This is a genomic window from Klebsiella sp. SWET4 (genome assembly GCF_024296565.1).
GTDB classification, from domain to species: domain Bacteria; phylum Pseudomonadota; class Gammaproteobacteria; order Enterobacterales; family Enterobacteriaceae; genus Klebsiella; species Klebsiella variicola.
Genome location: NZ_JANCOB010000001.1, coordinates 1,290,666 through 1,312,624, shown reverse-complemented (window position 1 = coordinate 1,312,624; position 21,959 = coordinate 1,290,666). Strand labels below are relative to the sequence as shown.

Below are 21,959 nucleotides of genomic sequence, written 5' to 3'. Positions count from 1 at the left end.
AAGGCCATGTTTTTTGCTCCAAAACGGTATTCGCCCAAACGAGGGTTTGAGCGAATGGCCGCGGCTTTTTACAATCAGCTATTTCAAGGAGTTAGATAGTGCTGATTGGCTATGCTAGGGTATCAACCGGGGATCAAAACCTCGATTTACAGAAAAACGCGCTGATCCGCGCAGAATGTGAGCTGGTATATGAGGATATGGCTAGCGGGAAAAATGCCAGACGGCCGGGGTTAAAGCGAGCGCTGCGGCGGCTCCGCCCGGGCGATGTGCTGGTGGTCTGGAAACTGGACAGGCTCGGGAGAAGCGTACGCGATCTGATTACGCTCGTGTCGGAGCTACAGGCGCGCGGGGTGAATTTCCGCAGCCTGACCGACAGCATCGATACCAGTACGCCTGCAGGGCGCTTTTTTTTCCACGTTATGAGCGCCCTGGCGGAAATGGAAAGAGAGCTGATCGTCGAACGTACCCGAGCCGGTTTAGCCGCTGCGAGGGAGCAGGGGAGAGTCGGCGGCCGCCGCCGGGTAATGACTGAAGTAGTGGTGGAGCGGTGCCGCAGAATGCTGGAGAACGGCGCTACCCGGCACCAGATCGCAGATGTGATAGGGGTGGGAGTGAAGACGATTTACAAATATTTGCCAGTACAATACAGCGATAAAAAATCCCCTTGAGCAGGCACACTCAAGGGGAAAATACTACATAACATCATTGCTGTGTGCGTCTTCGCACACGCCTATTTTCTAAGAAGGCGCCCAAAGCTTCCAGATATTTCTGGTCTGAGTTGTTACATCATGGAGGAGGTGCCGATGTGATAGGTTAAGAGCGAAGACGGTTTGTAAGTACCTTCCGAAGTCGAGGAACAAGGATCATGAATTTGAGTCTATACCATCCCAATTCATACATTCTTTGTAATTCTATGAAATATTGAGCAGAGTATTCTGTTCGAAATGAACCATATGGAATAGCCAAAGGCTAAAATGCCCAGCGTAAAAACAACAATCAGCAAGTCCGTCTGTGACATCTTATTATCCATTTGCAGTAGCAGGTTTTGAGAAAAGATAGTTCAAAGCGGGCACATAGACAACATAATCACTAAGTGAAACCAATATAAGGGGCTCAAAGGTGACTGGTTTCCCCCCCTCTGTGTTCCTGATTGATAGTTAAAACCTCTATTGATCAGATTAGCGAATAAAACTACTGTATATAAAAACAGTATTTTGTGAGCGAGTTTATTATGCAGTTCTACACGCCCGTTGAGTTACGTCAGATCATGCTGCTCCCGTTGTACAGCGACCTTGTGCAATGTGGTTTTCCTAGTCCTGCGCAGGATTACGTTAAGCAACGTATCGATCTTAACGAGTTGCTCGTTAACCATCCCAGTGCGACGTATTTTGTCAAAGCCGCCGGCGACAGCATGAAAGACGCCGGCATAGGGGAAGGGGATCTTCTGGTTGTGGATAGCTCAAGGACAGCGGTTCATGGCGATATCGTTATTGCTGCTGTGGATGGGGAATTTACCGTTAAGAAGTTGCAGCTGCATCCGCGGGTTCAGCTTAACCCAATGAACCCTGCATATTCGCCGATAGTCGTGGGTAGTGAGGACACTCTCGACGTGTTCGGGGTGGTTACGTACATCATCAAATCAGCTGGCTAAGATGTTTGCGCTTTGTGATGTGAATTCATTTTATGCATCGTGCGAGACCGTATTTCGTCCTGACCTGAAAGGGCGTCCGGTTGTCGTTCTGTCAAACAATGACGGCTGTGTGATCGCCCGCTCGCCAGAGGCAAAGCCCTTCGTCAAAATGGGTGAGCCTTATTTCAAGCAAAAGGACATGTTTCGCCGGCACGGTATTATCGCGTTTAGCAGCAACTATGAGCTTTATGCCGATATGTCCAACCGAGTGATGACAACGCTGGAGGAACTCTCTCCACGCTGCGAAATTTACAGTATTGATGAGGCTTTTTGCGATCTTACTGGTGTTCGTAACTGTCGCGACCTTACCGACTTTGGCAGGGAAATTCGCGAGATGGTTCTGCGCAGGACGCACCTCACGGTCGGTGTCGGCATAGCCCAGACTAAAACCCTGGCAAAGCTGGCCAATCACGCGGCGAAACAGTGGCAGCGGCAGACCGGAGGAGTGGTGGATCTGTCTAATCAGGAAAGGCAGAGGAAGTTGATGGCTTTGCTTCCGGTGGATGAGGTCTGGGGAGTCGGGCGCCGCATCAGTAAAAAACTGGAGGCAATGGGCATTAAAACAGTGCTTCAACTGGCGGATACAGATATCAGGTTTATCCGGAAGCATTTTAATGTGGTTCTGGAAAGAACAGTACGTGAGCTGCGTGGCGAGCCATGCCTTGGTCTTGAAGAATTCGCGCCGGTAAAGCAGGAAATTGTGTGCAGCCGTTCTTTCGGTGGCCGCATCACTGAATATCATGAAATGCGACAGGCGATATGCAGCTATGCATCGCGCGCAGCCGAGAAACTTCGCGGCGAGCATCAGTACTGCCGGTTTATCTCCGCTTTTGTCAAAACCAGCCCCTTTGCGCTCAACGAGCCATATTACGGCAACAGCGCATCTGTAAAGCTGCTAACGCCAACCCAGGATAGCCGGGACATAATTACCGCGGCGACGAAATGCCTCGATGCTATCTGGCGAGACGGGCACCGTTACCAGAAGGCCGGCGTGATGCTGGGCGATTTCTACAGCCAGGGCGTGGCACAGCTGAATCTTTTTGATGACAACGCACCGCGGAAGAACAGCGAAAAGTTAATGGAAGTCCTCGACCATCTCAATGCAAAGGATGGCAGGGGGACGCTCTATTTTGCGGGGCAGGGAATCCAGACTGCCTGGCAGATGAAGAGAGAAATGCTATCCCCGCGCTATACTACGAGGTTCTGTGACCTGCTCAAAGTTAGATGATTCGGCCATTAATGGTAATGGTGACGCTACTACAGTCCGCTTAGAGCGAAAAGCGGAAGTTGGCGGGACATGAGTCTCTACCTCAAGGTGTTCACCCAAAGGAATTATGCTCAAGTTATACACGTATAATTCTTCGACTATCTACTCCCTCAACGAGGTGTCAACTATTGCCTAGTAAAATCAGTTTACCTGGACATTTTTCAGCAGTATTATTGTCACGTAATGTTGCTTATTTCTGAGTTTATGCATTAAAAACTTAGCATTACAGGAAATAATATTATCATTATTTTTGCAAGGTGCGAATTCTATCAAGCTCGCATATTATTAAAAAATGCAAATGGATTACATACCATGAAAAGAGAAAAATCTATATTCACTAACTCTAGACTTTATCCTCAGGCATATGAAGCTCATGAGTCTTTCTTAAAATACCTTTTACTTACCGTCGAAAAGCCTTACAGGTGTCTTTTTAAGAAAAATGAAGAGAAGATAATTATTGAAAACATTCAAGTTTTGAATGAAATGATTGAAAAAATTGACAGAAAATGTACGAGAATCAGTCTTGAACTTGAGTCATATAGTACTATCCCTAAACTTATCGAGATTATATCAAAATATTATTATTCTACAACTTACAGCCACTTGGATTTGCCATACTTAGGAATGGGAGTCAAATCTGCGTTATGTTACTCATATGGCAATATAAGTACTGGGACAGGTTCCGCTAATGTTAAGGTGTTTCAGTTTATTGAATATTGCATGCTTAAAGAAAGTCTGATCGGCTTAAAAAATATTATGATCATCTCCCCTGGAGAAACAATAGAATTAACTTGTTATGGCATGCTATTATCTGATAGGTTAAGATCGATAGCTATTGATCTATCGAGTGTTAACAAGTCAGATCATAAAGGTTTACGACTTGGAAAGTATGGTGCTGATTTGTTCTTGAATAAAAACTCAGATTTTTTACGAAGTGTAATTGATGTTATTAATAAAAGAAATAATTTAATTCCTGATGTTTTTAAGAATACACCTTTTGAATACATTCCATTTAATGTTGAAACCAGAGATTTTTGGATAAAGAGTTATTTATACTTAAAACTATTAGTTTTTATAGCTTCAGTAAGGAAGTCAGTTGCAGACTCAGATTATACGGGGGTGGTTATTTTAAATGACTGCGCCATACTATTAAATGAACTAACTATGCCACTCATTGAAAAGGACTTGCAAAGATTAAATATGACATTCTTTTGGCAAAGGCCGTGGTTCAAAAAAAGAATTGGCAACTGGAATAGTAATATGATCAATGAAAGACCTATAGTTAGGATTGATAATAATTCGAAAGGTCTATATGCTACATCTGTAACTTTAATTTGTGATTCATTTAATTGGTTTTTGGAGTCATCCATTTTAAACTACTCAGAAAAATCGGCAGGTATAAATTTACCTCAGGAAATTTTCCAAAATGCAGTATCAAATAAATTTGAAGAAGATGTGGTTTCATTTTTAAAAGAACATGGCTTTAGAGCTGGCAAAGTTAGTGAAAATGCCACATGGTTTGTTGAAACACCAACTAAGCTCATAAATATCAATAATGAAAAAATCCCTGGTGAGATTGATTGCTTAGCAGTCAAAAATAAAAGTGTATTGTTAATTGAATGTAAGGTGCTTACAGACGGGGTCGATGAAAATAAAATCCGCAATTTATCGAACAAACTTAATAATGATGATCAAGAATTGTTTTTCTATAAGCAAGAATGTAAATTCAATTGGTTAATGAACACGGTCGAATTTAGAAATGACTATAAGATAACAAAAATAGTCCTCCTTGATAAAAAGCATTTAGCGAAATTAAGTGATACTCATATAGTATTAACGTTTGACGAACTCAAAGAAATAGTTAGCAAGCAAGATTCCGTGATGTAATTGAATGCCTGTATCTTTAAGTATATTCTATCCAACTACTCCACAGCAGGAACACTTTACTTCCTGCTTTTCTGCTCTTTTGTAATGTTAAGATGTCTTACCTGACGGGTGTCAATTTATCACTGCATTATTATATGGGTATAAACTAAGATATTCATTACATTATCTACGGAAAAGGACTTTTATTGTGAGCGGGTTATCAGATTAATTTTTTAACGGTAAATATCCAATATATAAAATGCCAGCGCTCCCTTTTCAGAGATTTTTCCAACTGCACCAAAGCCGCGAATCTGACTTTGCCCCCAATTGAAAAAAGTCCGCTCCTGGCACATTTCGGACGTTATCAAATCTATAGTCTTTAGATAGCCTCAATCAATTCAGGCCCCTGATTCTTCACGTTACCCACTGCGCGGGAAACCGGGTGCCATTTGAAATGATCTGCTGGTACCGTACCATCTGCAATTAACTCCTCTGCCTCCTTCCCTGCGATATCCCGCCTCATCCATTCGCGCGCGGCTACGGTTCCATGGCTAGCGGGCATAGGTGGTCAAAGTCAATCATGCGTCTATTGGTCTCAAATTCAACGTCTGTAAAACGCCTTAAAATTCATCACCGCTTTCTGCTGTTACTAGATCTCCACAGGATCCGGCCAGCTTACAAATGGTAAGCCGTCATCTGAGTAGCCAGAAAAAAGGGGGCCCTGGAAGTAAGTGATACCTGCTGACTCCAGCCACATCCATTCTTCAGCTTTTTCGATTCCTGTAGCACATATTCTTATCTCGAGAGTATCACAGCAATTGATTATGCTTTGAACTACGGCTTGTTTCGCGCCATCTCTGTGAATATTTCTTATGAGCTCACTATGAATTTTGATTTTTTCAGGCTGGAATTTTGTTAGGAGGAGTAATCCTGCATGTCCAGACCCAAAGTCATTAATAGCAACGCTTATTCCAGCACTTTTAAGTGTTCGTAGCGCATGTAAAAATTCATCAATATTGGCGAACAGATCTTTTTCTAAAAATTCGATGATAATTTGTTCAGGGATAAGACCGCTTTGCTCAATATACTTAAGCAGCGTACAAGGTGCATTACTAATCTTGATTATAGTCAATGGTAATAGACTAATTGAAACCCTTTGTCCAGAGTGAAGGAAACTACCAGCTTCAAGAAGAGCAACACGTTTTGATTCCAGGTCATGCTGTAATAAGCCCATTCCATACAAACCAGTCGTCACGGGATTACTTAACTGGAACGAATGGACCTTTCTCGCGAGAGGGTCTACCACTGGATTTATAATGAAGGAGTTAGCAACATAAGGGCTTTCAGTGATTAAAGGTTCTCTGGAAAAAAACCATTCAGTAGCAGACGGTAATTCATAGTATTTTTCTTGTTGTATGGACTCTATGAATGTCCTAAAAAAACGCAATGCTCTATCATTATAAAGAAGTTGATGTTTTGCTGTTCCACGGTTAAGAATTGTTCTTAGGCAATCTTCATGACTGTGTAAATCTATATCAATTAGTTCCATCCCGGCATTACCAAATCGCCGGAAAGGTGCAACGTCATTTAAGAGTTCAACAATATTAAAGTGACGAGTATCACTACAGATCCTGGTGTAAATTTCGTTAACCTGAGCTTCAGGGCCTTCCAGCAGTTGTAGAAAGTGAATCCCATTAAAAATCAATATTCCAGTGACATCACTTTTGATATTATGAGCATTTGCGAGCTCAATCATTTCCATGATTGAGGTTCTTGAAATGCTACTATGGGCATGACTACGGTAAATGATAGTTGTAAGCATCTCAGTTCTCGCGATGGTGTTTAAACAGAGATTAGCAGACTTATGATCTAAAATCCGAGGAAATTATCAAAAATATTTAGCCTGCTACTAATGATAAGATGTCTGCAGTTTTCACGTAGGACTTGGTGGCAAGTCATCAGCACAAACTAATTATTTTACATGATAAGAAAATAACTTCTTGACATTTTAAAATGGAAGGGGTGGGGCTAACGTTTAGTTTTACTCACTTACACCATTCATCAGTGCAGCAAGCCATGTTGCCATAAGGGTCTATACATCCGACTTGTCGCGGAGGTTTCAACATGGGCTTATATGAGCACCGGTTTTTCCCTTAACCACTGCACATAGTGCCATGAACGGCGTTGGATATGGCTCTTCATTACGTACGCTCAGGAGCAAAACTTTAGTTCCTGGCGCCACGTTGTACGGCCGATTGGTTCTGGATTATAGGCGATATACCACTCAGCTTCTTCGGCAAGATAAGCCGGGTATTCTTCGCATGTCTGTGATTGGGCAAATCGTCCGCGCATGGTTACCTCCAGTCTTCAGACTGAAAGTATAGAGGTTGGAATAGAGTCGGACAGTACAGCAGCTGTTAATGACGGAATCCCATTCCCGGTAGAAGAGAAAGTGGGCGTCAATCAGGCTGTTTTTCGGGGCATAACGGGGGCAGCAGAGTTGATGGGGACACTTGTGGGGACATCAGAATGTCCTTTCACGGCCTTGATTGTCCGTGTGTGTAATAGTGTAACCCATTGAATATCCGATAAGTCACTGAAAGGTGGCTTTTTTCATCTCCTATCTCAAAAATCGGTATTTTCGATACATCTTTACCATTGCGTGCGAATATAGAACGATTTCAGAATAACATATTATAAATCAAAAGATTAAGTTCACCCTGCACACCCTGATAATCCCCGGGCGAGGGTCTATGCTTATAAAAAGCGCTAAATGGGGCAATACCCCTGCTGCAGATGGGTTGAAGTGATAATCATTATCACTAACATGGCGGTATGCCTTGATGGCGCCAACCTGGAGGTCTATCGATGGAAGTACAAGCAGGAACCTTTAATCCCGCCGATTTTAGCTGGCAGGGACTGACCATGACGCCGGCCGCTGCCGCGCATATTCGCGATCTGATGCGCAAGCAACCGGACAAAAAAGGGCTGCGGCTGGGGATAAAAACCAGCGGCTGCGCCGGTTTTGGCTATGTGCTCGAAATGATTGCCGAGCCGGCAGCCGACGATCTGCTCTTTGAACATGACGGGGCGAAACTGTGGGCGCCGCTGCAGGCGATGCCGTTCATTGACGGCACGGAGCTCGATTACGTCCGGGAAGGTTTAAATGAAATCTTTAAATTTCATAACCCGAAAGCGCAGCACGAGTGCGGCTGTGGCGAAAGTTTTGGGGTGCAGGCGGAGTAACTATGTCGCGTAATACTGAAGCAACTGACGATGTCAAAACCTGGACCGGCGGCCCGCTCAATTATAAAGAGGGCTTTTTCACCCGGCTGCAGACCGATGAGCTGGCCAAAGGGATTAATGAAGAGGTGGTCCGGGCCATTTCCGCCCGTCGCAATGAGCCGCAGTGGATGCTGGAGTTTCGGCTCAATGCTTTCCGGGCATGGCTGGAGATGGAGGAGCCGCACTGGCTGAAGGCGCATTACGATAAGCTGAATTATCAGGACTACAGCTACTATTCCGCCCCCTCCTGCGGCAACTGCGATGAGACCTGCGCTTCAGAGCCGGGCGCGGTGCAGCAGACCGGGGCCAACACCTTCCTGACCAGCGAGGTGGAAGAAGCCTTTAACCAGCTGGGCGTGCCGGTACGTGAAGGGCGCGAGGTGGCGGTGGACGCCATATTCGACTCCGTGTCGGTGGCGACCACCTACCGCGAAAAGCTGGCGGAGCAGGGGATCATCTTCTGTTCTTTCGGCGAGGCGATCCACGACCACCCGGAACTGGTAAAAAAGTATCTGGGCACCGTGGTGCCAGGCAATGACAACTTCTTTGCCGCGCTGAACGCCGCGGTGGCCTCGGATGGCACCTTTATTTATGTGCCGAAGGGCGTCCGCTGCCCGATGGAGCTGTCGACCTATTTCCGCATCAACGCCGAAAAGACCGGGCAGTTTGAACGTACCATTCTGGTGGCCGATGAAGGCAGCTACGTCAGCTATATTGAGGGCTGCTCGGCGCCGGTGCGCGACAGCTATCAGCTGCATGCGGCGGTCGTTGAAGTCATCATTCATAAAGATGCGGAAGTGAAATACTCCACGGTGCAGAACTGGTTCCCCGGCGACAACAACACCGGCGGCATTCTCAACTTCGTCACCAAGCGTGCGCTGTGCGAAGGGGAGAACAGCAAGATGTCATGGACCCAGTCGGAAACCGGCTCGGCCATCACCTGGAAATACCCCAGCTGCATTCTGCGCGGCGATAACTCGATCGGCGAATTCTTCTCGGTAGCGCTGACCAGTGGTCACCAGCAGGCGGACACCGGCACCAAAATGATCCATATCGGCAAGAACACCCGCTCGACCATCATCTCGAAAGGGATCTCCGCCGGACACAGCCAGAACAGCTATCGCGGGCTGGTCAAAATCATGCCGACCGCGACTAACGCCCGCAACTTCACCCAGTGCGATTCGATGCTGATCGGCCCGGACTGCGGGGCGCATACCTTCCCGTATGTGGAATGCCGCAACAACAGCGCCCAGCTGGAACATGAAGCGACCACTTCGCGGATTGGCGAAGATCAGCTGTTCTACTGTTTACAGCGCGGGATCAGCGAAGACGATGCCATCTCGATGATCGTCAACGGTTTCTGTAAAGACGTCTTCTCCGAACTGCCGCTGGAGTTCGCCGTCGAAGCGCAAAAATTGCTGGCCATTAGCCTTGAACATAGCGTCGGCTGATAATTAAGGAAAAAAGATGTTAAGTATTCAAGATTTACACGTCGCCGTCGAAGATAAAGCGATCCTGCGCGGGCTGAACCTTGAGGTGCGCCCGGGGGAGGTCCACGCCATTATGGGGCCAAACGGCTCGGGGAAAAGTACGCTTTCGGCCACCCTGGCCGGGCGTGAGGATTACGAGGTGACCGGCGGCCGCGTCGAATTTAAGGGTAAAGACTTGCTGGAACTTGCCCCGGAAGATCGCGCCGGAGAAGGTATCTTTATGGCCTTCCAGTATCCGGTGGAAATTCCCGGCGTCAGCAACCAGTTCTTCCTGCAGACCGCGCTGAATGCCGTGCGCAACTATCGCGGCCAGGAGCCGCTGGATCGCTTCGACTTCCAGGATCTGATGGAAGAGAAAATCAGGCTGCTGCAGATGCCGGCAGATCTGCTGACCCGCTCGGTGAACGTTGGCTTCTCCGGCGGTGAGAAAAAGCGTAACGATATTCTGCAAATGGCGGTGCTGGAGCCGGAGCTGTGCATTCTTGATGAGTCAGATTCCGGGCTGGATATTGATGCACTGAAGATTGTCTCGGAAGGTGTCAACTCGCTACGCGACGGCAAACGCGCCTTCATCATTGTCACCCACTATCAGCGCATTCTTGACTATATCAAGCCGGACTACGTCCATGTTCTGTATCAGGGGCGGATTGTGAAGTCGGGGGATTTCACCCTCGTCAAACAGCTGGAGGAGCAGGGCTATGGCTGGCTTACCGAACAGCAGTAACGCGCTGCAGCAGTGGCACCACCTGTTTGAAGCGCAGGGCGGCCAGCGTACGGCGGAGGCCACCCAGCATCTGCAGCAGCTGCTGCGCCTGGGGCTGCCGACACGTAAGCACGAGGACTGGAAATACACCCCGCTGGATGCGCTACTCAACGGTCACTTTGTCGCCGACGAGGGGGCATCGCTCAGCGCTGAACAGCGTGATGCGCTGGCGCTGCCGCTGGACGCCTGGCGGCTGGTGTTTATCGATGGCCGCTATCATCCTGAGCTGAGCGACGATCTCGCCGCCAGCGGCGTGGAGGTCAGCGTCGATAACCAACGCCAGCATCTGCCGGATGCTTTGCATCCGGAGGTGTTTCTCCATCTGACCGAAAGCCTGGCGCAGACGGTGACCCGCCTTCGCGTACCGCGCAACCGCCGCCTGGATAAGCCGCTGCTGCTGATGCATATCACCCGCGGTCTGGCCGGCGATGCGCTGAATACCGCCCATTATCGCCATCACCTGGCGCTGGAAAGCGGGGCGGAGGCGACTGTGGTCGAACATTACCTGAGCCTCAATGAGCAGCCGCACTTCACCGGCGGGCGACTGACCATGACGGTGGCCGATAACGCGCACCTCCAGCATATCAAGCTGGCGTTTGAGAACGCGCTCAGCTACCACTTCGCCCATAACGACCTGCTGCTGGGCCGCGACGCCTCGGCCTTCAGCAGCAGTTTCCTGCTCGGCGGCCAGGTGCTGCGTCATCACACAAGCACCCGCCTGGGCGGTGAAAACAGCAACCTGCGCCTCAATTCGCTGGCGATGCCGGTGAAAAATGAGGTCTGCGACAGCCGCACCTGGCTCGACCATCAGGTCGGCTACTGCAACAGCCGCCAGCTGCACAAAACCATCGTCAGCGATAAGGGTCGGGCGGTGTTTAACGGGCTGATCAACGTCGCGCCGCACGCGCTGAAAACCGACGGCCAGATGACCAATAACAATCTGCTGCTTGGGCGGCTGGCGGAGGTCGACACCAAACCGCAGCTGGAGATTTACGCCGATGACGTGAAATGCAGCCACGGGGCGACCGTCGGGCGCATTGATGAAGAACAGCTGTTCTATCTGCGCTCGCGCGGTATCGAACAGCAGGCGGCGCAGCAGATGATCCTCTACGCCTTCGCCGCCGAGCTCACCGAGGCTATCCGCAGCGACGCGCTCAGAGAGCAGGTGCTGGCGCGGATTGGACAGCGTTTGCCGGGAGGCACTGTATGACATTTTCAGTAGAACGGGTTCGCGCCGATTTTCCGGTACTGAACCGGGAGGTCAACGGTCAGCCACTGGCCTATCTCGACAGCGCCGCCAGTGCCCAGAAGCCGGAGGCGGTGATCGGCGCCGAAGCGGAATTCTATCGCCACGGCTACGCGGCGGTGCACCGCGGCATCCATACCCTCAGCGCGGAAGCCACCGCGCGGATGGAAGCCGTGCGTCAGCAGGCGGCCACCTTCCTTAACGCCGGGTCGGCGGAGGAAGTGGTGTTCGTCCGCGGCACCACCGAGGGTATCAACCTGGTGGCCAACAGCTGGGGAAACGCCAACGTCGGCGCCGGGGATAACATCATCATCAGCGAAATGGAGCACCACGCCAACATTGTGCCGTGGCAGATGCTGTGCGCCCGCGTCGGGGCTGAGCTGCGGGTGATCCCCCTGAACCCGGACGGCACCCTGCAACTGGATGTTGTCCCGGGACTGTTTGACACGCGCACCCGCCTGCTGGCGATAACCGAGGTCTCCAACGTGCTGGGGACGGAAAACCCGCTGGCGGCGCTGATTGCCCTTGCGCATCAGCATGGCGCGAAAGTGCTGGTGGATGGCGCCCAGGCGGTGATGCACCACCCGGTAGATGTGCAGGCGCTGGGGTGCGATTTCTACGTCTTCTCCGGACACAAGCTGTATGGCCCGACCGGGATCGGCGTGCTCTATGGCCGTTCCGAGCTACTGCAGGCGATGGCGCCATGGGAAGGCGGCGGGTCGATGATCGCCACCGTCAGCCTGACGGAAGGCACCACCTGGAACCGGGCGCCGTGGCGCTTTGAGGCCGGTACGCCGAATACCGGGGGGATCATTGGCCTCGGCGCGGCGCTGACCTACGTCAGCCAACTGGGGCTGACGCAGATCGCGGAGTACGAGCAGACCCTGATGCGCTATGCGCTGGAGGCTCTGCGCGCCGTGCCGGATCTGATCCTCTACGGGCCGGCGCAGCGCAAAGGGGTGATCGCCTTTAACCTCGGCCAGCATCACGCCTATGACGTCGGCAGCTTCCTCGACAACTACGGTATCGCGGTGCGAACCGGGCACCACTGCGCCATGCCGCTGATGGCCCGGTATCAGGTACCGGCTATGTGTCGGGCCTCGCTGGCGATGTACAATACCACGGAAGAGGTGGACCGCCTGGTGGCCGGCCTGCAGCGGATCCACAAATTATTAGGGTAAAGGACGTGACGATGGCGGCACTACCAGACAAAGACAAACTGTTGCGCAATTTTAGCCGTTGCGCCAACTGGGAAGAGAAGTATCTCTATATCATTGAGCTGGGCCAGCGGCTGGCGCCGCTAAGCCCGGAAGAACATAGCGTGCAGAACATTATTCAGGGCTGCCAAAGCCAGGTGTGGATTGTGATGGCGCAGGACCCCTCCGGCGTTATCACCCTGCGCGGTGACAGCGATGCGGCGATCGTCAAAGGGCTGATTGCGGTGGTGTTTATCCTTTATGATCGGATGACCGCCCAGGATATCATCGAGTTCGATGTGCGCCCGTGGTTTGAAAAAATGGCGCTCACCCAACACCTGACGCCTTCCCGCTCGCAAGGGCTTGAAGCCATGATCCGTGCGATCCGCGCGAAAGCCGCAAATATTAGCTAGAATAAACAGGTAGATTTCATTCTGTTACGTCCGGTAGGGGTTCTGCTCCTGCCGCCGTTCAGTCTCCTGGCGTTTTATCAGCGAAAGAAGGAATCTCAGTATGAAACGCAAAACGATGATCACCTTAGCCCTTCTCAGCGCGCTTGGCGCCTCCTCGGCCGCCTGGGCCGTCGACTACCCGCTTCCTCCCGCCAACAGCCGGCTGATTGGCCAGAACCAGTACTGGACCGTACAGGAGGGAGACCGCAACCTACAGGCGATCGCCCGCCATTTCGATACCGCGGCGATGCTGATCCTCGAAGCCAACGATACCATCGCGCCGGTGCAGCCGAAGCCAGGTACTCAGGTCCTGATCCCCTCCCAGATGCTGCTCCCCGACGTACCGCGAGAGGGGATTGTCGTCAACCTTGCGGAACTGCGGCTGTATTACTTCCCGCCGGGAGAGAATCAGGTGCAGGTCTATCCGCTGGGTATCGGCCAGTTAGGGCTGGAAACGCCTGAGATGACCACCCGCATCGGGCAGAAGATCCCCAACCCGACCTGGACGCCCACCGCGGGCATTCGGGCGCGTTCGCTGGAGAAAGGGGTGACGTTACCGGCGGTGGTCCCGGCCGGGCCGTACAACCCGCTGGGGCGCTACGCGCTGCGTCTGGCCTATGGCAACGGCGAATATCTGATTCATGGCACCAACGCGCCGGACAGCGTCGGTTTACGCGTCAGCTCAGGCTGTATGCGAATGAACGCCGATGACATCAAAGCGCTGTTCAACCAGGTGAAAACCGGGACGCCGGTACGGATTATCAATCAGCCGGTGAAGTTTGCCGTCGAACCGGATGGTAAACGCTATGTCGAGGTCCACAGGCCGCTTTCGCAGACGGAAGGGGAAAACACCCGGACCATCGCCTACACGCTGCCTGCGGCGTTTCACGCCTTCGCAGAGGATAAAGCGGTCGATGATGCACAGCTGAAAAAAGCGATGTCGAGAAGGGCGGGATATCCGGTGGTGGTGTCCACGGGGACGGGGAGTGCGCCAGCTACGCTGTCGGCGCAGAACACGCCGTCAGACAACAGCCTGCTTACCCAGTAGCCCTCATGCTGAGGGCAAAAAAAATGGCGCACAGAGTGCGCCATTTTTATTACCAGAACTCTTACTTACGGTAAGAGTGAGCCTGGTTGTCCAGACGCTGGTTAGCGCGAGCTGCGTCGTCTTTAGCAGCCTGAACGTCGGAACGGATTGCGTTCACGTCGTTGCTCAGCTGGTCAACTTTAGCGTTCAGAGTCTGAACGTCAGAAGACAGCTGATCGATTTTAGCATTGCTGGAGCAACCAGCCAGCAGAGTAGAACCCAGGATTACCGCGCCCAGTACCAGTTTAGTACGATTCATTATTAATACCCTCTAGATTGAGTTAATCTCCATGTAGCGTTACAAGTATTACACAAAGTTTTTTGGGATGAGAATATTTTTTTTACCTGAACGCACTTATTTTTGATCGTTCGCTCAAAGAAGCATCGAATTGGACAAAATCGCTGAAAAAGGCGAGTGAAAACAGCGCGCTTCCATCGGATTCATCTTAGATAATCTCTTATTAAATAGTAAATTCCGATTTGCATTTTTAATAGGAAGAGCTAATCAATGAATAAAAAAAAGCGCCCCGAGAGGCGCTTTATTAAAAAAAACCAATTAACCTGTAAATTATTACAGCACGTGTACGGAAGCCGTATTAGTGGTACCGCTCGGCACTAATGCGCCGGAAACCATCACCACCACGTCGCCTTTACGCGCGAGGCCGCTTTTCAGCGCCAGATCTTTGCCCAGATGATAGAAGTCATCGGTAGAGGCGATCTCTTCCACCAGCTGCGGCACAACGCCTTTGCTCAGCACCAGCTGGCGAGCGGTGGTTTCGTTGGTGGTCAGGGCCAGGATGGTGGCGTCCGGGAAGTATTTACGCACAGCGCGTGCGGATTTACCGCCCTGGGTGGCGACAACGATCAGCGGCGCTTCCAGTTTCTCAGCGGTTTCTACCGCGCCGCGGCACACCGCTTCGGTGATGCGCAGTTTACGGTTGTCGTTATTGAAGTCCAGACGGCTGGTCATCACGCGGTCAGTACGTTCGCAGATGGTGGCCATGATGGTGACGGCTTCCAGCGGGTATTTACCTTTCGCGGATTCGCCGGACAGCATCACTGCATCGGTACCGTCGAGGATGGCGTTGGCCACGTCGCCGGCTTCAGCGCGGGTCGGACGCGGGTTCTTGATCATGGAGTCCAGCATCTGAGTCGCGGTGATAACCACTTTGCGCGCGCGGATACATTTTTCGATGATCATTTTCTGGGCGAAGATAACTTCTTCAACCGGGATCTCAACGCCCATGTCGCCACGAGCAACCATGATGCCGTCAGAAGCTTCGAGGATTTCGTCGAAGTTGTTCAGGCCTTCCTGGTTTTCGATTTTGGAGATGATCTGGATGTTTTCGCCGCCGTGGGCTTTCAGGTGCTCACGGATCTCGACGACGTCGGAACGTTTACGGATGAAGGAGGCCGCGACAAAGTCCACGCCCTGTTCACAACCGAAGATCAGATCCTGTTTGTCTTTCTCAGCCAGCGCCGGCAGGGCGATGGAGACGCCCGGCAGGTTTACGCCTTTGTTCTCGCCAAGGTCGCCGTTGTTCAGCACTTTACAGATAACTTTGTTACCTTCGATAGCCGTCACTTCCATGCCGATCAGGCCATCGTCCACCAGAACGGTGTTGCCGACGGTGAGGTCAGACGTGAAGCCTTCGTAGGTCACGGCAACGATTTCGTTGTTGCCGACGACGGATTTATCGGTGGTGAAGGTGAAGGTCTGGCCTGCTTTCAATGAGACGTCGTTGCCGCCTTCCAGCTTGATGGTACGAATTTCCGGGCCTTTGGTGTCCAGCAGAATAGCGGCTTTCTTACCGGTTTTGCTCATCACATTGCGCAGGTTCTGGATGCGCTGACCGTGTTCCGCATAGTCACCGTGGGAGAAGTTCAGACGCATCACGTTCATGCCGGCTTCCAGCATTTTGGTCAGCATCTCTTCAGATTCGGTTTTCGGACCGATGGTGCAAACAATTTTGGTCTTTTTCATGACAGTTTTAGTCTTTAAGTTGTGAAGGATATGGAATTCTCGCTCCGCGGGCGCACTGCCGGGGAGCCAAACCTGTATTACGAAAGTTGCTAAGCCACGCCCTAAGGATAGGTGACAACCCCGGAGCGTGCAGAAGAATGTGTGCTGGCGGTTCAGCCCATGAAATGTGGCAAGGTGTTATGCGTTTTATCATGCAGTCCAATGCGCTGAAACCATTCAAGAAAGAATCGAAGCGCATTATACGCTGCCGAAATCAAAAAGGAAAATAAAAACCTCGTTTCAAATTATGGACAAAACGCGTAACAAAACCGGCACGTTATGCATAAAAGTACGCAACACATTTTTTCATCACCGGGCAGGCAAAGGGGCAGCGGAAGGCGCTTTTTCTCGCGTGATGAACCAGTAAAATGCGCCATTGGCCCATTCCGCCGGGGATAATTTGCGTTGCGGAAAAAATCTATCAATAATGAATTGATTGATAATAATAAAGTGCGAGCAAAACCAGATGGGAAATAAAGCCAAAGACGACGAGCTGTACCAGGAAATGTGCCGCGTGGTGGGTAAAGTGGTGCTGGAAATGCGAGACCTGGGCCAGGAGCCGAAACACATTGTCATTGCCGGCGTACTGCGCACCTCGCTGGCGAACGCCAAAATTCAGCGTTCGGCGCTCACCGTGGAGGCCATGGAGAAAGTCATTCACGCCCTTTCAGGGCATTAACGTCTTTCGCCGGCGGGTCAGGAAATCACGAAGCGGATCACCGCCCGGACGGCAATGTCACAGTGGTGGGCCACCATCGCTTCGTCGTCGATGGCGGGCAACGGATCGTCAAGGTACAGGCTGCTGAAGGTGTAGAAGTTCGACACCTGATAAAAGCTGAAGCTGCTGATTAACCGGTGCACATCGCGTGCTTCGAGCCCCGCCTGAAAGACGCCTTGCTGCTGGCCGCGCTGTAAAATGTCTTCCAGAATCGACAGGGCGGTACGATTCAGCGGTTTCAGTTCACCCGAGGTTTGTAACCACTTGCCGCGCTGCATATTCTCCATGCAAATCACCCGCATATAGTCCGCGTGGGTGGCGTGATAACGCACGCTCCAGCGCACCAGCCGCACCAGCGCCTCCACTGGCGGCACATTCTCCAGCCCCAGCTGCTGCTCGGTTTCGCGGATCCGCGCATACACATACTGCAGCACCTCCTGATAGAGCTGCTCTTTGCTTTTGAAGTAGTAAACCACCATGCGCTTGGTGGTCTGCGCTTCGGTGGCGATCTGCTCCATGCGGGCGCCTGACAGCCCGTGTTCAGCAAAAACAGCGATAGCGGCGCTGAAAATCCGCGCCTTCAGGGATTGTGCTTCATCATGAGCAACGACGGTCATGGCAACTCCTTTTTCTTGGGTGACAAAAAATACACATAATGATCACAATTTAGCAACCTAGTATGGCGCAAATGAACCAAATGATACATATTCAAGGCTCACGTCAGTTGTTGACCCGAGGACCTTATGCTGCGCTCTATCGCCACCGTTTCGATTTCCGGCACCCTGCCTGAGAAGCTGCACGCTATTGCGGCGGCGGGCTATCAGGGTGTGGAAATTTTCGAGAACGATCTGCTCTATTATACGGGGACGCCGGCGGAAATCCGCCAGCTTGCCGCCGATTTAGGGTTAAAAATCACGCTTTTTCAACCCTTTCGCGATTTTGAAGGCGCCAGCCGGGCGCAGTTTGCGGCGAATATGGCCCGCGCTCGGCGCAAGTTTGCCCTGATGCACGAGCTGGGCTGCGACACGCTGCTGCTGTGCAGCAATGTGCAGCCGGACTGCTCGGCGGATAGCGAATTGCAGGTCGCGGATCTGCGGGCGCTGGCCACGCTGGCGGAAGAAGAGGGGATCACCATCGGCTATGAGGCGCTGGCCTGGGGAACCCATGTGAACCGCTGGCAGCAGGCCTGGGAGCGGGTGCGGCGGGTGGACAGCCCGGCGTTGGGCCTGGTGCTCGACAGCTTCCATATTCTGGCCCGCGGCGACACGCTGGACGCGCTGCCGTCGGTGCCGGTGGAGAAAATCACCTTTGTTCAGCTCGCCGATGCGCCGTACATGAAAATGGATCTCCTGGAATGGAGTCGCCATTTCCGCTGCTTCCCCGGGCAGGGCGAGCTGCCGCTGGAACCGTTTGCCGAGCAGGTCACCCGCTGCGGCTATCGCGGCCCCTGGTCGCTGGAGATCTTTAATGACGGTTTTCGCGCCTCGCCGAACGGCGCGACGGCCAAAGATGGTTATCGTTCGCTGCTGTGGCTGGAGGAGCAAACCCGCCGTCGGCTCCCGACGTGCGATGCCGATCTGTTTTCACCGCCGCCGCTGCCGGTCTATCACGGGCTGGAGTTTATCGAGTTTGCCGCCAGCGCCGCCGAGGCGCAGCGCCTGGGGCAGCATCTGCAGGCGCTGGGTTTTCAGCACGAGGGAAGCCACCGCTCCAAACAGGTGACGCTGTGGCGCAACGGCGGGGCGCGGATCGTCATCAACCATCAGCCCCACAGCTGGGCCGATCATTTCTATCAACGCCACGGCGTATCGCTGTGCGCCATGGCGCTGCGGGTCGATCGCAGTGCGCCGATTGTGGCCCGCGCCCGGGCGCTGGGGTATGCCACCTGGCAGGGCGATGCCGGGCCGAACGAAACGCCGATCCCGGCGATCTGCGCCCCGGACGGTAGCCTGATCTATCTCATCGAGGCCGGGGAAGGGATCTATGAGCGCGATTTTCATCTGCGCGACGGACTGACGGTGCGCGAGGATTATCTCGGTATCGACCATCTGGCGCTGGGGATGGAGGCCGACAGCCGCGACAACTGGGTGATGTTCTTCCGCACGGTGTTTGGTTTTACCCTTGAGCATGAGCAGACGCTGCCGGACCCGTATGGACTGGTGCGCAGTCTGGCGGTGCGCAGCCCGCAGGGCGATATCCGTCTGGCGCTGAATATTTCGCAGAGCCGGGCGACGCAGATTGCCCGCTCGGTCGCCTGCTACCAGGGGGCAGGGCTGCAGCATGCGGCCTTTGCCTGCCGCGATCTGCCGGCCACCTGCGACCAGCTTGCCGACGTTGCCCGCCATGCGCTGCCGATCCCGGCCAATTATTATGACGATCTGCTGGCGCGCTTCGGCGGCGAGCTGGACGTTGGGCAACTGCAGCGGCGGCAGCTCCTCTACGACCGCGATCCGCAGGGCGGGGCCTTCCTGCATCTTTATACCCGCCCCTTTACCGCCGGGCGCTTTTTCTTTGAGTTAACCGAACGACGGGCCGGTTACGCGCTCTATGGCGCGGCGAATGCCGCCGTCCGTCTGGCGGCGATGCAGTATTGTTAGCCCGAATCAAATGGTTCATTATGCTTTAAACACAATAACAACATCCTCTGTACCCGAGACAGGAACTGACTATGAGCTCATATAGCCCTAACCCGACGGCTGCCGCCCAGCCTGCCGTCACCGTGCGCCGCTCCCGGCGGCGCATCGGCATCCTTGCGCTGTTGGCCATTGGTACCATGATCAACTACCTCGATCGCACCGTGCTGGGGATCGCCGCCCCAAAGCTCACCGGTGAGCTGGGGATCGACCCGGCGATCATGGGTATCCTTTTTTCCGCCTTCGCCTGGACCTATGCCCTGGCGCAGATCCCCGGCGGGCTGTTTCTTGACCGCTTTGGCAACAAAGTGACCTATTTTCTGTCGCTGACCCTGTGGTCGCTGTTTACCCTGTTCCACGGCATGGCGGTGGGGCTGAAAACACTGCTGCTGTGCCGCTTCGGGCTCGGCATTAGTGAAGCGCCGTGCTTTCCGGTCAACAGCCGGGTGGTCAGCGCCTGGTTCCCGCAGCATGAGCGGGCGAAAGCCACAGCGGTGTACACGGTAGGGGAATACCTCGGGCTGGCCTGCTTTGCGCCGCTGCTGTTCTGGATCATGGACGGCTTTGGCTGGCGGGTGCTGTTCGTCAGCGTCGGCGCGGTCGGTATTCTGTTTGCCCTGGTGTGGTGGCGCTGCTACCGCGAACCGCATGAAGATCCGCGCCTCAGCCAGCAGGAGCGCGAGCATATCGAAAACGGCGGCGGCCTGAGCGCCCCGACGGACCAGCAGGTGGCGTTCAGCTGGCCGCTGGTCCGCCAGCTGCTGAGCAAGCGGCAGATCATCGGCGCCAGCATCGGCCAGTTTGCCGGCAATACCGTGCTGGTGTTCTTTCTCACCTGGTTCCCGACCTGGCTGGCCACCGAGCGGCATATGCCCTGGCTGAAGGTTGGCTTCTTCTCCATCCTGCCGTTTGTCGCCGCCGCGGGCGGGGTGATGTTTGGCGGCTGGATCTCCGACAAACTGCTCAAGGCCACCGGGTCGGCCAACCTTGGCCGTAAGCTGCCGATCGTCGCCGGTCTGCTGATGGCCAGCTGCATCATTACCGCCAACTGGCTGCAGAGCGACCTGGCGGTGATCCTGGTGATGTCGTTTGCCTTTTTTGGCCAGGGGATGGTGGGCCTCGGCTGGACGCTGATCTCCGATATTGCCCCGAAGGGGCTGGGCGGTCTGACCGGCGGCCTGTTTAACTTCTGCGCCAACCTCGCGGGGATCCTCACCCCGCTGGTGATCGGCTTTATCGTTGCCGGGTTCGGCAATTTCTTCTACGCGTTGATCTACATCGGCGGTGCCGCGCTGCTGGGCGTGGTGGCCTATCTGTTTATCCTCGGCGACGTCAAACGTATCGAGTTATCGCAGTAAGCAAAGGAGCAAGGCATGGTGATTAGTGGAAATACGCGGCTGATAGCGCACCTTGGCTATCCGACCGCCAGTTTTAAGGCGCCGATGATCTATAACCCGTGGTTCGTCGACCAGCAGGTGGACGTAAAGGTGGTGCCGATGGGGGTCAGGCCGGAGGACTACGCCGCGTTTATTCCGCCGCTGTTTACGATGACCAACATCATCGGCGCGCTGGTGACGATGCCGCATAAAATCGCCACCTGCGATCTGGTCCAGCGCCTGAGCCCGACGGCGGCCATCGCTGGCGCCTGCAATGCCATCCGTCGCGAGGCCGACGGCAGCCTCTCCGGGGATATGTTCGATGGCGACGGCTTTGTGCTGGGCCTGCGTCGTAAAGGGTTTAATCCGCAGGGGACGCGGGCGCTGGTGGTCGGCAGCGGCGGGGTAGGATCGGCTATCGCCGCCTCTCTCGCGGCGGCGGGAGTCAGCGCCCTGACCCTGTACGATACCCGGCCCGAGGTGGCGCACGCCCTCGCCGGACGGCTGCATCAGCACTATCCGCAGCTCGATATCACCCTGATGCAGCACGACCCTGTCGGACACGAGCTGGTGGTCAATGCCACCCCGCTGGGGATGAAGGCCAGCGATCCGCTGCCGCTGGACGTTGACCGTCTGGCGCCAGGCACCTGGGTGGGGGAGGTCGTCATGACCCAGGAGTACACCCCGCTGCTGAGGGCCGCTCAGGCGCGACAGTGCCATATCCAGCGCGGGACCGACATGTTGTTTGAAATGATCCCCGCCTATCTGCGCTTTTTCGACCTGCCGGTAGCCACCCCCGAGCAGCTGCGCGCGCTGGCGGAAATTCGCTACTGACGCGACGGCAAACCGGGTAATATAGCGTTATAT

At 53.4% G+C, this 21,959-nt stretch carries 20 protein-coding genes and 2 pseudogenes; 16 read left to right on the top strand and 6 right to left on the bottom strand.

Annotated features, from left to right (window positions below):
• The first annotated feature begins 98 nt into the window (after positions 1–98).
• The 4 genes from NKJ21_RS06745 (at position 99) to NKJ21_RS06730 (ending at position 4,844) form a co-directional block, all read left to right on the top strand.
• Complete coding sequence (locus NKJ21_RS06745) at positions 99–668, top strand: recombinase family protein (RefSeq protein WP_080841071.1); 570 nt, start codon at positions 99–101, stop codon at positions 666–668.
• 563 nt (positions 669–1,231) lie between these two features.
• Positions 1,232–1,651 carry a translesion error-prone DNA polymerase V autoproteolytic subunit gene (locus tag NKJ21_RS06740; protein ID WP_254732793.1) on the top strand — a complete coding sequence of 140 codons (420 nt, stop codon included), beginning with the start codon at positions 1,232–1,234 and terminating at the stop codon, positions 1,649–1,651.
• Between the two features lies 1 nt (position 1,652).
• Positions 1,653–2,918 (top strand): Y-family DNA polymerase, encoded by a 1,266-nt coding sequence (locus NKJ21_RS06735; RefSeq protein ID WP_022066378.1) that lies wholly within the window; start codon positions 1,653–1,655, stop codon positions 2,916–2,918.
• Between the two features lie 351 nt (positions 2,919–3,269).
• The gene (locus tag NKJ21_RS06730; RefSeq protein WP_023307375.1) at positions 3,270–4,844 is read left to right on the top strand and encodes a hypothetical protein; all 1,575 of its coding nucleotides are present in this window, start codon (positions 3,270–3,272) and stop codon (positions 4,842–4,844) included.
• 358 nt (positions 4,845–5,202) lie between these two features.
• On the opposite strand, the pseudogene NKJ21_RS06725 reads toward NKJ21_RS06730, so the two are convergent.
• From NKJ21_RS06725 to NKJ21_RS06715, 3 genes and pseudogenes are all read right to left on the bottom strand, one after another.
• Positions 5,203–5,381 (bottom strand): annotated as a pseudogene (locus NKJ21_RS06725) (SOS response-associated peptidase); the annotation flags it as partial.
• Positions 5,382–5,472: 91 nt separating this feature from the next.
• A complete protein-coding gene (locus NKJ21_RS06720) occupies positions 5,473–6,645 on the bottom strand; it encodes a diguanylate phosphodiesterase (protein ID WP_022066376.1) in 1,173 nt (390 codons plus the stop codon).
• A 311-nt stretch (positions 6,646–6,956) separates the two neighbouring features.
• Positions 6,957–7,175: pseudogene (locus NKJ21_RS06715) on the bottom strand (hypothetical protein); the annotation flags it as partial.
• Between the two features lie 516 nt (positions 7,176–7,691).
• On the opposite strand from NKJ21_RS06715, the gene sufA reads away from it, so the two are divergent.
• The 7 genes from sufA to NKJ21_RS06680 all read left to right on the top strand — a co-directional run bounded on the left by sufA (position 7,692) and on the right by NKJ21_RS06680 (position 14,303).
• On the top strand, positions 7,692–8,069 hold the full coding sequence (gene sufA, locus NKJ21_RS06710; RefSeq protein WP_008804464.1) for a Fe-S cluster assembly scaffold SufA: 378 nt from the start codon (positions 7,692–7,694) through the stop codon (positions 8,067–8,069).
• A gap of 2 nt (positions 8,070–8,071) precedes the next feature.
• On the top strand, positions 8,072–9,559 hold the full coding sequence (gene sufB / locus NKJ21_RS06705) for a Fe-S cluster assembly protein SufB (protein ID WP_008804465.1): 1,488 nt from the start codon (positions 8,072–8,074) through the stop codon (positions 9,557–9,559).
• Positions 9,560–9,575: 16 nt separating this feature from the next.
• Positions 9,576–10,322: a Fe-S cluster assembly ATPase SufC gene (gene sufC, locus NKJ21_RS06700; RefSeq protein WP_004184415.1), complete on the top strand. Its 747-nt coding sequence runs from the start codon at positions 9,576–9,578 to the stop codon at positions 10,320–10,322.
• Positions 10,297–11,571 (top strand): Fe-S cluster assembly protein SufD, encoded by a 1,275-nt coding sequence (gene sufD / locus NKJ21_RS06695; RefSeq protein ID WP_012541393.1) that lies wholly within the window; start codon positions 10,297–10,299, stop codon positions 11,569–11,571. The genes sufC and sufD overlap by 26 nt, the downstream gene beginning before the upstream one ends.
• On the top strand, positions 11,568–12,788 hold the full coding sequence (gene sufS / locus NKJ21_RS06690; protein ID WP_016161294.1) for a cysteine desulfurase SufS: 1,221 nt from the start codon (positions 11,568–11,570) through the stop codon (positions 12,786–12,788). The genes sufD and sufS overlap by 4 nt, the downstream gene beginning before the upstream one ends.
• Before the next feature lie 11 nt (positions 12,789–12,799).
• Positions 12,800–13,216, top strand: coding sequence for a cysteine desulfuration protein SufE (gene sufE / locus NKJ21_RS06685; protein ID WP_008804468.1), 417 nt, complete (start codon positions 12,800–12,802; stop codon positions 13,214–13,216).
• 100 nt (positions 13,217–13,316) lie between these two features.
• Positions 13,317–14,303: a L,D-transpeptidase family protein gene (locus tag NKJ21_RS06680; RefSeq protein ID WP_012541396.1), complete on the top strand. Its 987-nt coding sequence runs from the start codon at positions 13,317–13,319 to the stop codon at positions 14,301–14,303.
• 61 nt (positions 14,304–14,364) lie between these two features.
• Here NKJ21_RS06680 and NKJ21_RS06675 read toward each other — a convergent pair whose 3' ends face one another.
• Together NKJ21_RS06675 and pykF are read right to left on the bottom strand one after the other, a co-directional pair.
• Entirely contained in the window at positions 14,365–14,601 is a 237-nt protein-coding gene (locus NKJ21_RS06675; protein WP_007374746.1) for a major outer membrane lipoprotein, read from the bottom strand.
• A 312-nt stretch (positions 14,602–14,913) separates the two neighbouring features.
• A complete protein-coding gene (gene pykF, locus NKJ21_RS06670) occupies positions 14,914–16,326 on the bottom strand; it encodes a pyruvate kinase PykF (protein WP_012541397.1) in 1,413 nt (470 codons plus the stop codon).
• Between the two features lie 137 nt (positions 16,327–16,463).
• Between pykF and NKJ21_RS06665 the strand changes: the two genes are divergently transcribed.
• Complete coding sequence (locus NKJ21_RS06665) at positions 16,464–16,595, top strand: hypothetical protein (protein WP_004217210.1); 132 nt, start codon at positions 16,464–16,466, stop codon at positions 16,593–16,595.
• A gap of 236 nt (positions 16,596–16,831) precedes the next feature.
• Positions 16,832–17,044, top strand: a complete 213-nt coding sequence (fumD, locus tag NKJ21_RS06660) for a fumarate hydratase FumD (protein WP_012541399.1) — start codon at positions 16,832–16,834, stop codon at positions 17,042–17,044.
• 17 nt (positions 17,045–17,061) lie between these two features.
• Here the strand turns inward: fumD and NKJ21_RS06655 are convergent, their stop codons facing one another.
• A complete protein-coding gene (locus NKJ21_RS06655) occupies positions 17,062–17,700 on the bottom strand; it encodes a TetR/AcrR family transcriptional regulator (RefSeq protein WP_008804472.1) in 639 nt (212 codons plus the stop codon).
• A 126-nt stretch (positions 17,701–17,826) separates the two neighbouring features.
• Between NKJ21_RS06655 and NKJ21_RS06650 the strand changes: the two genes are divergently transcribed.
• The 3 genes from NKJ21_RS06650 to NKJ21_RS06640 all read left to right on the top strand — a co-directional run bounded on the left by NKJ21_RS06650 (position 17,827) and on the right by NKJ21_RS06640 (position 21,926).
• Positions 17,827–19,680, top strand: coding sequence for a bifunctional sugar phosphate isomerase/epimerase/4-hydroxyphenylpyruvate dioxygenase family protein (locus tag NKJ21_RS06650; protein WP_012541400.1), 1,854 nt, complete (start codon positions 17,827–17,829; stop codon positions 19,678–19,680).
• A 71-nt stretch (positions 19,681–19,751) separates the two neighbouring features.
• Positions 19,752–21,074 (top strand): MFS transporter, encoded by a 1,323-nt coding sequence (locus NKJ21_RS06645; RefSeq protein WP_012541401.1) that lies wholly within the window; start codon positions 19,752–19,754, stop codon positions 21,072–21,074.
• A gap of 15 nt (positions 21,075–21,089) precedes the next feature.
• Entirely contained in the window at positions 21,090–21,926 is an 837-nt protein-coding gene (locus NKJ21_RS06640; protein WP_008804475.1) for a shikimate dehydrogenase, read from the top strand.
• The last annotated feature ends 33 nt before the right edge of the window (positions 21,927–21,959 follow it).